This is a genomic window from Photobacterium sanguinicancri (genome assembly GCF_024346675.1).
Taxonomy (GTDB): Bacteria; Pseudomonadota; Gammaproteobacteria; order Enterobacterales; family Vibrionaceae; genus Photobacterium; species Photobacterium sanguinicancri.
In genome coordinates this window covers 1,517,453-1,533,847 of the sequence record NZ_AP024850.1, presented here as the reverse complement: position 1 = coordinate 1,533,847, position 16,395 = coordinate 1,517,453, and the positions used below count along the sequence as shown (strand labels likewise).

General features: G+C 42.2%; 14 protein-coding genes and 1 riboswitch. Of the genes, 5 read left to right on the top strand and 9 right to left on the bottom strand.

Annotation, left to right across the window (positions count from 1 at the left end):
• Positions 1–92: 92 nt before the first annotated feature.
• From OCU87_RS07325 to OCU87_RS07315, 3 genes are all read right to left on the bottom strand, one after another.
• Positions 93–686, bottom strand: a complete 594-nt coding sequence (locus OCU87_RS07325) for an HAD family hydrolase (RefSeq protein WP_062691102.1) — start codon at positions 684–686, stop codon at positions 93–95.
• Positions 687–750: 64 nt separating this feature from the next.
• Positions 751–1,536 carry a transporter substrate-binding domain-containing protein gene (locus OCU87_RS07320; protein ID WP_062691140.1) on the bottom strand — a complete coding sequence of 262 codons (786 nt, stop codon included), beginning with the start codon at positions 1,534–1,536 and terminating at the stop codon, positions 751–753.
• Between the two features lie 214 nt (positions 1,537–1,750).
• Positions 1,751–2,350 carry a TetR/AcrR family transcriptional regulator gene (locus tag OCU87_RS07315; RefSeq protein ID WP_062691103.1) on the bottom strand — a complete coding sequence of 200 codons (600 nt, stop codon included), beginning with the start codon at positions 2,348–2,350 and terminating at the stop codon, positions 1,751–1,753.
• 126 nt (positions 2,351–2,476) lie between these two features.
• Between OCU87_RS07315 and OCU87_RS07310 the strand changes: the two genes are divergently transcribed.
• On the top strand, positions 2,477–3,628 hold the full coding sequence (locus OCU87_RS07310; RefSeq protein ID WP_261858124.1) for an efflux RND transporter periplasmic adaptor subunit: 1,152 nt from the start codon (positions 2,477–2,479) through the stop codon (positions 3,626–3,628).
• Positions 3,629–3,631: 3 nt separating this feature from the next.
• Entirely contained in the window at positions 3,632–6,739 is a 3,108-nt protein-coding gene (locus OCU87_RS07305; RefSeq protein ID WP_261858123.1) for an efflux RND transporter permease subunit, read from the top strand.
• A 119-nt stretch (positions 6,740–6,858) separates the two neighbouring features.
• Here the strand turns inward: OCU87_RS07305 and OCU87_RS07300 are convergent, their stop codons facing one another.
• The gene (locus OCU87_RS07300; RefSeq protein ID WP_261858122.1) at positions 6,859–7,932 is read right to left on the bottom strand and encodes a hypothetical protein; all 1,074 of its coding nucleotides are present in this window, start codon (positions 7,930–7,932) and stop codon (positions 6,859–6,861) included.
• 294 nt (positions 7,933–8,226) lie between these two features.
• Positions 8,227–8,934 (bottom strand): helix-turn-helix domain-containing protein, encoded by a 708-nt coding sequence (locus OCU87_RS07295; protein ID WP_062691141.1) that lies wholly within the window; start codon positions 8,932–8,934, stop codon positions 8,227–8,229.
• Positions 8,935–9,685: 751 nt separating this feature from the next.
• Positions 9,686–9,785: riboswitch (glycine riboswitch) on the top strand.
• A gap of 82 nt (positions 9,786–9,867) precedes the next feature.
• Here OCU87_RS07295 and OCU87_RS07290 point away from each other — a divergent pair.
• Positions 9,868–11,262 carry an alanine/glycine:cation symporter family protein gene (locus OCU87_RS07290; protein WP_261858121.1) on the top strand — a complete coding sequence of 465 codons (1,395 nt, stop codon included), beginning with the start codon at positions 9,868–9,870 and terminating at the stop codon, positions 11,260–11,262.
• Between the two features lie 132 nt (positions 11,263–11,394).
• Here OCU87_RS07290 and OCU87_RS07285 read toward each other — a convergent pair whose 3' ends face one another.
• From OCU87_RS07285 to OCU87_RS07275, 3 genes are all read right to left on the bottom strand, one after another.
• Positions 11,395–11,805, bottom strand: coding sequence for a nuclear transport factor 2 family protein (locus tag OCU87_RS07285; protein WP_062691107.1), 411 nt, complete (start codon positions 11,803–11,805; stop codon positions 11,395–11,397).
• A gap of 113 nt (positions 11,806–11,918) precedes the next feature.
• Positions 11,919–12,512, bottom strand: coding sequence for a hypothetical protein (locus tag OCU87_RS07280; protein ID WP_261858120.1), 594 nt, complete (start codon positions 12,510–12,512; stop codon positions 11,919–11,921).
• A 179-nt stretch (positions 12,513–12,691) separates the two neighbouring features.
• Positions 12,692–13,345 carry an HAD family hydrolase gene (locus OCU87_RS07275; protein ID WP_062691109.1) on the bottom strand — a complete coding sequence of 218 codons (654 nt, stop codon included), beginning with the start codon at positions 13,343–13,345 and terminating at the stop codon, positions 12,692–12,694.
• A 321-nt stretch (positions 13,346–13,666) separates the two neighbouring features.
• Here OCU87_RS07275 and OCU87_RS07270 point away from each other — a divergent pair, with 321 nt between their 5' ends.
• Positions 13,667–13,975: a high-potential iron-sulfur protein gene (locus OCU87_RS07270; protein ID WP_062691110.1), complete on the top strand. Its 309-nt coding sequence runs from the start codon at positions 13,667–13,669 to the stop codon at positions 13,973–13,975.
• Between the two features lie 112 nt (positions 13,976–14,087).
• On the opposite strand, the gene yegD is transcribed toward OCU87_RS07270, so the two are convergent.
• Positions 14,088–15,440: a molecular chaperone gene (gene yegD, locus OCU87_RS07265; protein ID WP_261858119.1), complete on the bottom strand. Its 1,353-nt coding sequence runs from the start codon at positions 15,438–15,440 to the stop codon at positions 14,088–14,090.
• A 217-nt stretch (positions 15,441–15,657) separates the two neighbouring features.
• Here yegD and OCU87_RS07260 point away from each other — a divergent pair, with 217 nt between their 5' ends.
• The gene (locus tag OCU87_RS07260) at positions 15,658–16,272 is read left to right on the top strand and encodes a thiol:disulfide interchange protein DsbA/DsbL (RefSeq protein ID WP_062691142.1); all 615 of its coding nucleotides are present in this window, start codon (positions 15,658–15,660) and stop codon (positions 16,270–16,272) included.
• The last annotated feature ends 123 nt before the right edge of the window (positions 16,273–16,395 follow it).

Genomic DNA, 16,395 nt, shown 5'->3' with positions numbered 1-16,395 from the left:
AACGGTTCGATTCTAATCATAAATAGAAAAATGTCGAACCGTTGATGAAACTTAGGTTAGATATCGCGTGATTTTCACCCATTACCCTATTGTTAGGCCGTAGTAAAAGATGATATTTGGCCATTTGTTATCAAAATACAATCCATACCAGCCGCCAGTGCAGCTGTTTGTCCCAGTAAAGTATCTTCAAATACAACACAATTTTTTGGCTCTACGCCAACACGCTTTGCCGCTTCAAGAAAGGTCTCTGGGTGTGGTTTATGGTTAGTCACATCGCTAGCCGTTACAACCGCATCAAGTAAAGGCATTAACCCTGTTACATTTAATAGTTCATTTGCATGACGACGCATACAGCCCGTACCCACGGCTACTTTCTTCTCTTTACGGTGCATCTTTAAAAGATCAACCGTCACGGGGATAATATCGCCTTTATGACTAAGGGCCTCATAATGCTGGAATTTAGTTTCAGCCAGTAGCTGAGGCTGTTGATCCAGGCCAAACTTATCGATAATGGCTTGCGCGGTTTTTATTGTAGGCATTCCACCAAGGCTATGAAGCCAATCAGCATCAAAAGGAATATCAAAGTCTTCGCAGGTTTTTTCCCATGATCCAACGTGCGCAGGCATTGAGTCTATCAAGGTGCCATCCATATCGAAGATTAACGCCTGATATTTTGAAAGATCCATCTGTAATTCCCTATTCTAGATACCTGTGATTAACCACCACGATATCGAAGAATATCCACGTTTACTAGCGGTTATCCAGATGGGCAATACCCCATTTTTTCGCGATGCGATCAAAAAAACCCTGTGTTTGCTTCAATGTTATCCAATGATCCACATAGTTGATCCATACTTGTTCATCGTTTGGTACTAGCATGGCGATTGGGGTGGGCCTTTGCATCCCTGACACTTTAGCAACCTTGAGTTTCGGATAACGGCTAGTCAGCGATGCCGCTTCTATATTCGAGGTTAAGGTCATGGTTGCTTGTTTTGATAATAATTCATCATACGGAGTACTACCTGCTGGCACGGTTTTATGCTCTGCGGCAGGAAAAAGTTCTTTCATGATCATCGCTTGCACTGTGCCAACCGTCGCAGTAACTCTGACATAGCTAGAATTAAAATCTTGCCAGCGTCGATACTGGCTCACGTTATCAGCATGCACAACAGGTACAAAAGCAAGATAGAAATAAGGTTTGCTGTAACCTGCAACTTTTGCACGCTGCATATTCAGTGATGCACTGCCCGTTATATCGTATTTATCTGTCACTACACCGCTGACAAGCGTGCGCCAATCAGCAGAAACATATTCAACCGTAACGCCAAGATCCTTTGCTAATTCGGTAGTGATATCAATATCAAAGCCTTTATAAAAATTAGTTGCGGGATCGCGCATTGTCATCGGATGCCAATCGCCTGTTGTTCCTACACGTAACACACCGCGATCGATGATCTCTTGCAGACGGCTTTTTGCGGCCAATGCCGGTGATATACTTAGCACCATGTAGCATAACAGCGCACAAATAACTTTCATCGAACGGTTCCGATACAACACAGCCAGCATAAAGACCTCTCAATGTAAGCGAACGTTTTATTTTCCGAAAAATTGGATTGAGTTAACGAGCATGTTCCCGCAACTCGTCAGTGCTATGGTTAAATACACCCATTAAACATAGCAGTCTTTTACACTGATAAATAACAAATTAATTACATTTGATGTTTGATATTTTTATGCGTTCGCTTCTGTTTTACTGGCTATGCCCTTTCAAAAACATATCTACACTGGCCTCAAGATAAATCTTATTTTGTTGTTCTGAATCTTCAATTCTTTGCCCTAAATACGCCCAATAAAGCACCTTCCCATGCGCCATTAATAAGAGCTGCATCGCCGCATCATTTGCGGGTAAAGACAGCTTAATAACTTGTTTATCATGCTGGGCTTGTAAGTATTCGGCTAACATTTCCGTCGTTGCTTGTGGCCCTGCTTGTAAATACACTTTGGCTAATTGAGGGTGGGTATCACTCTGGCTGACCGCGGCTCTGTACGTTTGACAGGCTTCTTCACTCAACAGCATGGACTGAAAACGAACGACGAACTCTTTCAATACAATATCAATGGTTCGAGAATCCTCAAGCAAAGAGCCATCTAGTTGATTATCTATACATTTAGCCCTGATACAGGTATCAAAAAGATCATCTTTGGTTTTGAAATGCGCATAAACAGTTTGCTTCGATACCTCTGCCTTTATTGCAATCGCGTCCATACTCACGCCATAACCTTGTTCACAAAACAAAGCACCTGCCGCTTTTAAAATTTGCTGTTTCTTTTGTTCACTTCGTGTTGTCACTGCAACGCCTCACACCAAAACATTTAATTATCATTTTAGTTACAATCAAACTAGACAGTCCAGTTCTATTCGTATATTTTTTAACTATACTCTCTTTTGATGTTGTTGACAGATACAGGATCCGATATGTCACACTTTTCGAACCGTTTTTCACTTCCCCACTTACGGCTTGCTATCAGTATAATTATTGGTTCTAGTTTACTTTCTGGGTGCAACAACTCATCAGCCGATACAGAAGAAACTAAGCAAGCTGAACAAAACATCAATGTGAACAGCATCACGCTGATCGCTCAAGAAAATTATCAAGTACAACGTGAATATGTCGGCACCATTCAGGCAGGCCAGCAAGCAAAGTTAGGGTTTGAACTAAGCGGGAAGATTGCTCAGTTACTGGTTGATGTTGGTGATCATGTAAAGATCGGTGATCCCATGGTGATCCTTGATACTCAACTACTGAATACGGAAGCGGATCAACTGAAAGCGCAACAGGCGCAGATAACAGCCCAGTTAGATCTTGTAGAAGCTAACTTAAAACGCCAACGATCATTAAAACAAAAAGGCTTCAGTGCCGAATCTGAAATAGATAGCTTAAACAGCCAACGAAATGTCTTACGAGCCAACTACCGTCAATTGAGCGCATCACTTGCAGCCAATCAATTACAACAACAGAAATCGACCATCTATGCGCCTTATACTGGCACTGTCAGCACTCGTCACATCTCCAAAGGTGATGTTGTCACTATGGGCTCTCCCACACTGACATTACTCGCTAGCACGCAGCAAGAAGCGCATATTGGTTTACCAGCGAAACAACTTGCCAAGCTGAAACAACAAACATCGAATTGGACTGTTCGCGTAGGACAGGAAAGTTACCCCGTCACTCTTCTCAACCCAGGGGCGCGTGTTGATATTAATTCACGGACAGTACAATTGCGGTTCGCTCTACCACAAAGCGCACAAGTTATAGATGGTGAACTGGCTTATCTCGCGTTTCAAGATAACCACAATGATGCAGGATATTGGGTGCCTCTTTCTGCACTCACGGATGGCGTACGCGGGGTGTGGAATGTGTTTGCTCTACGTCGAGATAACAATGCATACACCATTGAACGTCGGAGTGTGCAAGTCTTGTTTGCCAATAACGAGCAAGCATTTATTAATGGGGCAATTGCAGCAGATGAGAAAATAGTTGCTAACGGACTCCACCGATTAGTACCAGGGCAAAAGGTGTCTATCGTAAAAAAGCTTCCCCTCCCTCTCAATAATAAGGGAGCATAAAGCATGTTTAGGATTATCAGTAATACACGATTATTAGTCTTAGCCGTTGCTTTATTGGTTGTCAGTGGCCTATCTGCACTTAATACCTTGCCCCGTGCAGAAGATCCAATCATCAAGAATCGACATGCCAGTATTGTTACTCATTACCCTGGCGCCACAGCAGAACGGGTTGAAGCCTTAGTCACAGAAAAACTAGAAACCGCCTTACGCCAACTTGATGAAATAAAAGATCTCACCTCTGTCTCTCGCCCTGGGATATCAGTAATTAATATCGAATTAAAAGACGAGATCACAAATAGTGAACCAGTATGGTCACGTGCGCGCGATAAACTCTCGGATGCGGAACCTTTACTGCCTAACGGCTCCTCCAGACCGGATCTAGACAGCGATCACGCTTACGCTTTCACCGCGATAACGGCACTCACTTGGCAAGGGCCATCAGACCCAGATTTGTTGACGATGCGACGTTATGCTACCGAGTTAGGCAATCGCCTTCGTAACCTTAGTGGTACAGAGTTTGTTGACGAATATGGAATGCCAGATGAAGAAATTCTTGTCAGCATGGATCCTGCTGTCGCAAGTGCATTAGGCCGTTCATCTATTTCAATTTCAAACGCGATAGCTGGGGCTGATGCTAAAAATTCAGCAGGAGAGTTGGTCAACAAGCACAATCGTTTTTCCCTTGAGGTGGCTGATGCGCTACATTCTGTAGATCGCGTTAAGCGCGTGCCTATCGCTGTGGATGAGAACGGGCATGTCATTCGCTTGGAAGATATTGCGGAAGTCAAACGCACAGCCGCGACACCACCAGCCCAACTCGCTTATATTCATGGTCAACCCGCTGTAATTGTTGCCGCACGCATGCAGCCACATCTGAGAGTCGATAATTGGACCAACCGTGTTCGTGATTTTTTAACGAGCTATCAGCAAGAGCTACCAAGCAACATCAAAGTAAACCTCATCTTTGAACAACAAAGCTACACTGAAAACCGCTTGTCTGAACTGACAGAAAGCCTATTACTCGGCTTTTCTATTATTCTGGTTGTACTACTACTCACACTGGGTTTCCGCTCAGCCATCATTGTCGCGTTATCTTTGCCTTTAACAAGCCTACTAACCCTTACCATGATGAAATTCACGGGTTTACCCATTAATCAAATGTCGGTAACAGGTTTAATCGTCGCACTTGGCATCATGGTAGATAATGCCATTGTCATGGTTGATACTATTCAACATTATCGTCAACAAGGCGTTCAAAAAATACAATCGGCAATGAATGCCATTCGTCACTTATGGGTTCCGCTGTTAGGCTCTACCCTGACCACGGTACTTGCGTTTGCCCCTATCATTTTAATGCCAGGACCGGCAGGTGAATTTGTTGGCGCGATTGCTGTAACCGTTTCGTTCTCATTGATCGGTTCTTATATTATTTCTCACACCATCGTGGCGGGCTTTGCTTCACGCTGGTTACCTGACAATACGGGGGCAAACAACCAAGAAGCATCCGCTTGGTATCATACAGGTATCCATTTACCTCAACTCAGTGAAACGTTCAGAAAATCGATTGGGTTAAGTGTTAGACACCCTTTTATTACCGCGTTATTGGTGATGATAGTACCTTTGACTGGATTTTGGGGTGCGACTCAACTCACTGAACAGTTCTTCCCCCCATCAGATCGTGACATGTTTGAAATCCAGCTCTTCATGCCGCCTCAGTCAAGCATTTATGCCACCGCTGAGGTAACAGAGCAGGTCGATAAAATCATGGCTGAGCATGTGAGTGTTGAACAAATAAATTGGCTCGTCGGCACCAATTTCCCCTCTTTCTATTACAACTTAGTCGCAGGACAACGTGGTGCTCCCTACTTCGCCCAAGCCATGGTGAAAATGTCTGACTTTGCCGCTGCTAATAAATTGATCCCTCAATTGCAGCAGCAACTCGATAACGCCTTACCCCAAGCGCAAATTCTCGTTCGCAAATTAGAGCAAGGTCCTCCATTTAATGCGCCATTAGAAGTACGTGTTTTCGGCGCCAATTTAGATCGTTTAAAAATGATAGGGGAAGATATTCGTTTGATCATGGCTCAAACACCAGATGTCACACATACCCGCGAAACCTTACAACCAGGCACACCCAAAGTGTGGGTAAACGTAAATGAGGAAGCAAGTCAACTAAGTGGATTATCACTTTCGGATTTCGCCAGCCTATTACAAGCCTCATTATCAGGCAGTGTCAGTGGTTCTATCATCGAAGCTACTGAGTCAATCCCTATTCGCGTACGTGTGAACGATGAAAACCGGGAAAACATTACACATTTAAGTAATTTACGCTTGCCTGTTGAATCGCGAAATGAAGTAGCGGGTATACCTGTATCAGCAATAGCTGATTTATCTCTGACACCAAGTCGTGGGGCTATTCCGCGCCGTAATGGTGAACGCGTTAACGTTATCGAAGGCTATATTCGTGCAGGTGTATTACCGCAAACAGCATTAGATCATTTTAGAGAGCGCTTAGCTTCATACCAACAAACACTTCCATCTGGGTATAAGATTGAGTTTGGCGGAGAGTCTGCCAAACGGGATGAATCAGTAGGCAACCTCTTATCCAACTTAGTCATGGTTATTACGCTATTGATCATGGTTGTCGTGCTGTCATTCAATTCATTTAGACTGAGTCAGATCATTTTCACTGTCGGCTTTTTAGCCTCAGGGTTAGGTTTATTCTCTGTATGGCTATTTAACTACCCATTCGGCTTTACTGTCATCATTGGGATATTGGGCTTAGTGGGTCTGGCTATCAATGCTGCGATAGTTATTCTCGCCGAATTAAAGTCTTGTCCTGATGCTGTAAAAGGTGACCAAGAAGCCATTCTAAACGCGGTCATGAGCTGTACGCGCCATATAACCTCTACAACGATCACGACAGTTGGCGGCTTCATGCCACTCATTCTCGCAGGAGGGGGGTTCTGGCCACCTTTCGCCGTCACCATTGCCGGCGGAACCTTGCTGGCAACGATGATTTCATTCTACTTTGTACCCGCAGTATTCCGGGTCGCAGTGATGAAAAAACCGCTAGAGGTCACGCCAACAGTCGCATCTGTAAAGATCTAAATAGCGATTGAGAAAGGAAGTTGAAACAAAAAAGTGCGCCATTATTTGAATAATGGCGCACCTCTCATGTATTTATTGGCTTATCTTCATTCATTTATTTATATTAAGAAAAAGCCTATCTAATAGACAAGATCACACGTATTCAATAAATCTTGATACGCATTTTCAAAGCCTTGATTTGGAAAGTATTCATCGTTGATCAACAAACTCTTACTGCCGCTCCATTGCGCCAATGTAGAGCCATTACCATAAGGCATACTATAGATAGTAAAGTGACGATCACGGCGTTCATAAATCAAGTTCGCAGGCAAACGGCGACTGCGTAAATTTTGATTCATATAATATTGAAATTCACCTTGGCAATTATGTAAGACATATGATCCCCCTTCACTGCGAATCGCAATATAAGGCTGTTGCGTTTCAGCAAAGTATCCTTTGTGCCATGCCCCAAACTCTTTAACCAACTTAAGCTGAGGAAGTGCTTTGGGTTTTTCTGGTATCACCATCACCATCGCAGCTTGCTGTTGTGCATTTTTCTTCGCCAGATCATCTGGATGAGCAGTCAAAATCTTCGGATGAGAGTTAACCTTTTCAGCCGGTGAATCAAACAATGCAATAATTGTTTGAATATGTTCACCTGCAGGCAGCAGCATAGCCATAATTACCAACAGCGGCAGTGCCAATACAATCCATACTTTGCGTCTATGAGTTAAACCTGTCGTTTTAGCCTGTTTAAATACATTACTCGCCCCTTTGAAAGGCGAGTTTGGATTAATATCTTCAGACAACTCACTGGAAGCGGATCGTAGAGGTTGCGTTGATTTCGCAGCTCGTAGATCATGTTGTAAATCTGTAATATCTCGCTTTAAGCGAATATTTTCTCGCTTAAGTTGAGTCAGCTCGTAGTCATCATGAGACTGCTGGGATTGGGTACTACGAAGATGTTTAAGTTCAGCTTCCGACTTTCGTAATTTAGATTGTGATTCATCGAAGGCAATACGTAACTCTTCGTGGATTTTTTCAAGAGTGATAAGCTGATTCTGAAGTTGGTCAACACGACCATCTTTCTTAATGACAGTGCGTATTGCTTCGCTCGCACCGTTGCCTTTCATGACTTGCTCATAAGCCTGACGCACCATCTGCATCAAAGCTTTAGATCCCCCCTTATCAGGATGAGAACGGTTAGATAGCATCTTATATCGCTTTTTTACGTCCTCGCGAGACATAGAAGCTGTTGTGCCAAGTATATCGTGGAAAGATGTCATGTAATCTTAGTGCCAATGAAATTCGCCGATGAAAACGCCTTGCTTATTAACTGTAACCTTTTGTCACATAAGCAAAGCGAGGGCGATTATACATAAACACAAGCATAGACAATAAGTTTGTTTTCATCTTTTGCAATACACTGCCCGAGCCGAGATATCAATAATGGTCGTTTTCGCAGTATTGTTAGAATCCAGTTTCAACAAGCATCCTATTTTGTAACATCAAACATCTAAGTTTGTTTTTCGCATTCTAAACTCGCCAGGTGAGCAACCAATGTGCTTTTTAAAGACACGGGAGAAATACGATACATCTTTAAATCCTGTCGAATTTGCTATGGTCGCGATCTTTTCACGATCTGAGCGCAATAACCCACAGGCAAGGTCTAATCGTTTCTTAATAATGTATTGCTTAAGTGTGACTCCCATAATGCTGTGAAATAAGCGAGAGAAATACGTTGGTGAATATTGGCACGCATTGGCGAGCTCTTCTTCCCTTAGTGGTGCACTGATATTTTCATCAATGATTTTTAATGCTGGTCGGATCGATATTTCACGACTTTCTAAATTCCCTTTTGCATCAGTATGAATGCTGTGAGTATGCAGCCTTGTAAAGCATTCATCTAGCTGCTGTCGGTTTGCATCAGCACCAATCACATCCTCACCACCAGCTCGGAGTACATTCAGCGCAAGATCGGCATCAAGTTTATGGTAAACGACCACTATCTTGGCCGATGGGAAACGATTCTTAACGGCACGTAACAGTTCAAAACCTTCAGATGATGAGCTTAGTACTTCAAGAAATATGAGCTCATGCCCTGTCATCGTAGAGAGCAATTCGTAAGGAGACACATCGACCACACTGTGAGAAAACTTCAGGTTTTCTTTTGCCACAGTCGGCTTATCTTGTTGGCAACAATTTACCCAAATCACAAATCCACCTTTGAATGTGTCAGCAAAAATAACCTTAACAAAGTCGATGAGCAAACAACCGCTCACTTTGTTAACCTCTGACACTCCATGTCGATGAATACTAAAAATCGCAACTTATTATTAGTATGATTTCACATACAAATTTTTCTTACTTATGAATAAGTAACGTCTAAATTATCCAATAATTCCAGTCGCTCTACTTTGTCTCAGAGTTGATGATTCAAGACAAAAAAAGCGAGTTTTACCACGCTTCAATGAGTTAGTTTGTCTTTCCCCCTCTTTTAGCACCTTTTAAATAACCATAGGTTCTATTGAATATGCCACTCATAATTATTCATTCTAACAGCTGCGTCATTTTTTTGACCATAAAGAATTAAGAGCGAGTAATTTCCACAGATAACCCTAATTTAATATCGCATTGTTATTCTTTTACAACGTTTATTAGTGACTATTTTTACTAAACAAGTTTCATTAAGAATGAAACACTGGTTATATCACTTACGAATACTTTTATGCTATATGGTTACTTTTTTTGCAGACAACCCCGTTTTTTTTGATTACCATTGCGGCTTAAAATTTGAGTTCCGTTGAAGGCAGCAGGAGAGTGGCACGCTATTTGTTATTTCGATAATAGATACTGAGCCCGCCGAAGAAGTAAGCGTTGACCGTTTGTGACTGTTCAAACACCTAGCGTAAATCTTTCAGGCACCAGATAACCACCTTGAAAAAGGTGCTGGTATGGACTGTTGTTGGAGGAGCCTCTGGAGAGATCCGTTAAATCGGACGCCGAAGGAGCAAGCTTGTGAATTTTCACAAGTGAAACTCTCAGGCAAAAGGACAGAGGAGATATGATCAGCAGGCAGAATTTATTTCTGTCATCAAACATTTCTGTTGTTCTGTATCTCTTCCTTTGTTGTATTGAGGAAGGCATAAATGAATCCCCTTTTAGAAACACTGCAAAATTTACTACAAATCGTCGATAACCTTATTTGGGGTCCCCCACTCCTTATTTTGCTTGTTGGTACAGGTGTATACCTCACCCTGCGTTTAGGTTTTATCCAAATACGTTATTTACCGTTAGCGTTAAGCTACGTATTTTCACGTAATAAAAAACAAAACACAGCCAAGGGTGATGTCTCTAGCTTTGCTGCACTTTGTACTGCTCTTTCTGCCACTATAGGTACTGGTAATATTGTTGGTGTTGCAACAGCCATCAAAATGGGTGGTCCAGGCGCATTATTTTGGATGTGGCTTGCTGCATTATTTGGCATGGCAACCAAATACGCTGAATGTCTGTTAGCCGTCAAATACCGTGAACAAGATGCGAATGGCCAGATGCTTGGTGGGCCAATGTACTACCTTGAAAAAGGCGTAGGCAGCAAGTGGTTAGCGAAGCTATTTGCCTTTTTCACATTAGGTGTGGCGTGTTTTGGTATTGGTACATTTCCGCAAGTTAATGCCATTGTCGACGCAGCATACTTGTCGTTTGAAATACCTCGTGAATACACTGTTGTCGCGCTCACATTACTGGTTGCGACAGTCACGCTTGGCGGGATCAAATCCATTTCTAATGTGGCGAGTAAAGTTGTTCCAGTAATGGCTGCTTTTTATATTCTTGCTTGTATTACTGTACTTGCTAGCCAAGTCTCTGCACTACCAAGTGCTGTTGCGCTAGTGGTTAGCTCTGCATTTACGGGTCACGCAGCTACTGGTGGGTTTGTTGGTGCGAGTATTATGCTTGCCATTCAATCCGGTATTGCGCGCGGTGTATTCTCGAATGAATCTGGGTTAGGTAGCGCCCCAATGGCTGCAGCTGCAGCACAAACGGACTCTTGCGTACGCCAAGGCTTAACATCAATGACAGGTACTTTCTTCGATACCATTATCATTTGTACTATGACAGGGTTAACCCTTGTTGTAACAGGTGCTTGGGAAAGTGAATACGCTGGTGCAGCAATGACCACGTATGCATTTGCTTCGGGGTTAGGATCATCGTACTGGGGCCCTTTATTGGTTTCCGTCGGTTTGATGTTCTTTGCATTCACCACAATATTAGGCTGGAACTATTACGGTGAGCGCTGTATCACCTACCTTTTTGGTGTGAAAGCCATTAAACCCTATAAGTTTATTTTCTTAGTTTTAATCGCCGTGGGTGCATTCCTTAAACTGGATCTAATTTGGTTAATTGCCGATATCGTTAATGGTTTAATGGCCATTCCTAACCTCATCGGCTTGGTGCTCCTACGTGAAGTGGTTATTTCTGAAAGCCGTATGTACTTTTCACAATTAAAGCAAGATACAAAAGTAGAACAGCAACAAACTGCTTAATTGATAAGTAAAATACGAACGTAAACGAATAAAGCCCATGCATTGTATTAACATGCTTGGGCTTCTTTTCATGGGCTGTTGGTCTATTCAACTCAGACTTTTTATGCCATGTAACAGTAGTGACCATCTTCGTTATTCTAAATACCGCGTTAACTGTTGGTATAAATCAAAACTACTGTCTTCAAGCCAACATTCCGTCATCAAGCCCTCTTCCATTTTAAAAATCATTATTCCTGTCATAGTCACAGCTTGATTTTTTGCTGGTATTTTTAACCAACCACCACAATACAAAGCAGAACTCTGATAAGCGACGACTAGTTTATTATCGGCTTCTATCACCTGCTCAAAGGTAAAGGACATATCTCTAAAACGTTGATTCCAAAACTTAAGATATTCACTGTATTGTTCGTGGCTTAGTGTTAATTCACGACCACCAGGAAGATGAAAAATAAAAGGATCTGCCGCACACTCAGCCAACCGTAAGCCGCTTCCTGCAGCCAAAATGCTGTTAAACCAACACTCAAGCCATGCTTGTTTACTCATCGCCGCTACTCCTTGGCGTTAACCGAATATAACTGCTCTATTATGAGATTAGTAAAATTCGGATAAATGTGTAAACCTATTTATGAACAATGCGATACATATACGTTTCTAATTTAAAGTAACGTATTACTCTCCTTTTTTAGGCGCAAATCATCCGTTGTCGCAATAATGGCCAGAGCTTTCTTCATCCATTGCGCCCCTTGCGCTTCATCATAGTGGCTCTGCATTATTGCAACTTCAACTTGCAAGCGATCATCATTCGCGTCTTGCGTAAACTTCCATGCTTGATCAAGTGCAGAAAGGGCTAACACCTTGTGCTGTTGGGTATAATTTAGCCTGGCTCGCTCTACCCAATAGTGCCCATGAGCGCTGGCTTGAGCATCATCCAAGTAGAGTGCCGTTTGGCTCAGATAATAGTCAGCATCACTGAATTGATTACGTACAGTGTAAGTACGCGCAATTTGGCTTAATAATTCACTCAGATAAGTTTTATCATGACTCTTAGTCGCAAGATTAAGTAAGGCTTTATAACTCAATGCTGTTTGCTCAGGGTGAGCATCATTCCAAAGAGCACGGTAATCAGGAAAGTTAACGCCAGCATAACTGTGGCAATATGTGAGGTTTTCATCTGCTGCTTGGGCTAAACCGCCAGAAAGCAGCAGAGAGATTGTAAGTAGTTTGGGTAACGATGAAGTAGATCGCGGCATAGATAAAACTACATGAAAAGACTTACCACTAATCTAGCTGACTTACTCAATCTACGGTAATACCGTCAAATTAAGATGGAACAACGATCACTTGAGTGATTCACAACAGCATTTTACTTAATCAATTCGGCTATTAATATTTTAATAACTGACCCACTACTTTCTATTTGATATTCAAATCACATTGCTAGCTGTGAAAATACCGACTGGTAATGTGATAGATTTGCTAGTTGTGTGTGATGTTGTACTTTTTTTCCTACAGCGACAAAGTCAAACCCTAGCTCTTGCGAGGCATTACGGTTCCATTCCCCTTCACCAATAAACACGCGGCGATCAAACACGACACCACTGTCTTGTTTAGCCCTAAATGTCGCTAGCGCCATGATTTCAGTACGGCTCATTGCATCTGACGACGAAGCAAATGTAAGCATTGAGGTATCAATACCCACTGCACGTAACTTCAATTTTGCTGCCGATTCCCAGCCTCCTGTTGCTATCCCAACATGAATATCATCACGCTGAGCTAAGTGATGAATAAAGTCTTTCGCACCTGATATTTCATATTGAGCATGGGGGTGCTCTGCCATTTCTTCACGCATTAACGCAAGGTAACGCGCTTCAACTTTTCGATGAACCAGAAAGCGGCTTTCTGTGATGCTATGCTTTTTAATGACTTCATCCAATACGCCAGAGTCCGTCACATGTTGATATTGACTCCAGTCTGGATCCACTTTGATCCCTAACACGTCTTCAATTGCTTGCGTCAAGCAATGTTGATCCAATGCGCTCGAATTAACGAGTGTGCCATCCACATCGAGTAGAAATAGATTCATATTCTTACCTTATAAGTTTCCTTTGCTCTTTAAGCCGCGACAGCTTGCGCTTGTAAAGGAAATGTTGCAAGCGATTGATGCGATTCATTTGTGAAACTATGCGCGACATCATAATGCCGAATTTAAACACTAATTTGTCACCAAAATATGTCAGTAAAAAGATGAAAATATGAACACAGAGACCTTTGTTATCGACGAGTTAATCTACAATTATGAACTGAGTGAGAATAACAAACGTATAACACTCTGCGTGATGCTTTGCTGTATATAACCCTACTCGCAGCAAACGTACGGATAACAATGATGGATAAGGAAAGAGCAATGAAATCAAACCCTACAAGACGTCGTTTTTTACAGCTCAGTATTGGTGGGCTTATTGGAGTAACATTAGGGGGTAAACAACTCATCAAATCGGCTTCTGCTGCTGATCTTCCACACCTAGCAGAAGATGACGCCCAAGCAGCAGCATTAAAATACGTTCATGCTTCACCAGATAGTGAAAAACATTGCGCTAACTGCGCCCTGATTCAAGGGGCTGATGGTGAGGAATGGCGACCTTGTGCCCTATTCCCAGGCAAAGTTGTGAATGCCAATGGCTGGTGCTCTGCTTACGCGCCTAAACCTAGCTGATAACAGCATATTTAGCTTACTCACGCTGATAGATAAACAACGCATATGACGCACAGTAAAAGCCCGATATTGCATCGGGCTTTAAATATTAAACCTAATCGACATCAGAAAACTATTTAAAGCAGTGCTGAGCCCAACGCGCTAAGCCTGCAGTTACCGAACCGAAATAGCTACCACTTACAATTGGTACATTTGGCAATAAGGCTTCAATGCTTGCGCGTAAAATAGGGGAACGTGCCGTACCACCTGTCATATAAATCACATCTGGCTTTTTATCACTCTGCTGCATCGCTTCAAGTACAAGCTCTGCCATTTTAACACGAGGTGATTCAATCGCAGCTGCCATATCAGATTGCGAGATATCCGCTTGTAAGCATTCAGACAGTACATTGAGGTTAGTGCAGTATTGCGCTGCATCACTCAATGCAATTTTACTTTCTTCTGCTTTACGTACGATTTGATAACCCAATGTATCGTGGTAAACCTGAATTAAACGTTTCAGTTTTTCAGGGTCTGCAGCATCACGTCGTAATTGATCCAATGCGCGGAAGTTACTACTGCCATAAAAATCAGTTTGCGCGGCAACATTGTTAATAGCAATCGCATTCCAAAACTGGCTGATTGGCATATCAGTGCCTTTTAAGGTTTTACTACCAAACCCAAATAAAGGCATTAACTGACGAAAAGCAAGGTGGATGTCTAAATCGTTACCACCTATACGTTGGCCACTGTGCGCTAATAAGCTCTTAGTTCGATCATGCTTGCCGACCCACTCAGGGCCCATTTCAATTAATGAGCAGTCCGTCGTACCACCACCGATATCCACAACTAATACGGTTTTATTTCCAGTTAAAGTACTTTCATACTCTAAACCTGCCGCAACAGGTTCAAATTGAAACTCTATATGCTGGAATCCGGCACGCTGTGCAGCTTGACGTAGAATGCCTTCAGCTTGTTGATTGGCACGCTCACCACCTGTTCCCTGAAAATTGACAGGGCGACCAATAACCGTACTTGAAATAGCCTGTTGGGCATCCTGCTCTGCTTTCGATTTTATATTTTTCATCATTGCGCAGACAAGATCTTCAAAAAAGCTAATTTGCACATCGTGAAGACCATTCGCACCAAGGAAAGATTTTGGTGATTTAACATAGTAAACTTCTTCAGGATCATCTAAATAACAATCCAATGCCGCTTGACCAAACAGAAGATCACCACGTTCAACAATGATATCTTCTTCTCGGTTCATTGACATGGCACGACGCAATACTTGCTCACCCGTTGCGTTTACTGGTGACACGTCCATAAAACGGTACAGATACTCGCTGACTGACTCTCGGGTAGGAGCACACAAAGTTGAAGGGATATAGTGCTGGTTATTCTCTAATGCTAATAACCTTGGCTTTCCTTGTTCCATCATCGCGACTGAACAATTGGCGGTACCGTAATCAAACCCAATAAACATGCCACACTCCACTTCAAAAAAAGCCCGCAATAATACTGGATTGCGCAATTACTTCAATCTTTACTCTGATCTTTTATCCATGATGGACAATTTTCGGCCCACAAATGTTATCTATACCGACTTAAAGTGTAAAAGAGTGTAAGTTTTGAAATTGGCTCACGATTTTTCATCAATAACCATCCATAATGATAAGTTATACATCACAACAATAAGCACTATGAAAAAAATATTATTACCTCTTTTTGTGGGATTACTGGCACTTGTCGGTTGTAACGATACTTCAACACCCAAAGAAGGTGTTCAGTACACCACTGTGGCAACCCCCGTGACATCAACAACTGCACCTGTGATGGAAGTGTTTTCATTAGCCTGTGGACACTGCCGCAATATGGATAAAATCCTACCTGAAATACAAAAGTTAGCTAACACCGATATTGAACAAGTGCATGTCACCTTCAATGAAAGTGCTCAACTTGCGGCATACATTTTTTACACCGCTGCTATTCAGTCAAATGGTCACCCTAAACCAGAGTTAATGGAGCAGCTTTTTTCTTACACACAAGATAAAAAAGAAGGGGCGACTGAAGCAGATCGTAAAGCTCAATTAATTGCGATTTTTAACCAGCATTCTTTACTTAGTCCTTATGAGCTTTCTGAAGATCAACATAAGCAAGTATTTGAAGAAATGGCGAGAGCAGAAAAAATTGTTGCCAATGCGGAAATTGCTTCTGTGCCTGCATTTGTCGTTAAGGGTAAATACCTTGTCAAAAGTGATGCTCATGAAAGCCTAGAAGATTTAGCAAATACTATTAAATACCTTTCTCAACTTTAGTATTAATACCGTATAAGTATAAAGCCGCTGTAATGTAAGCCATTACAGCGGCTTAATTATATCTAAGTTTGACTATTAACTGCTCTGTTATCTCTATTTTTCTTGTATTTCTATTCTTCTTTT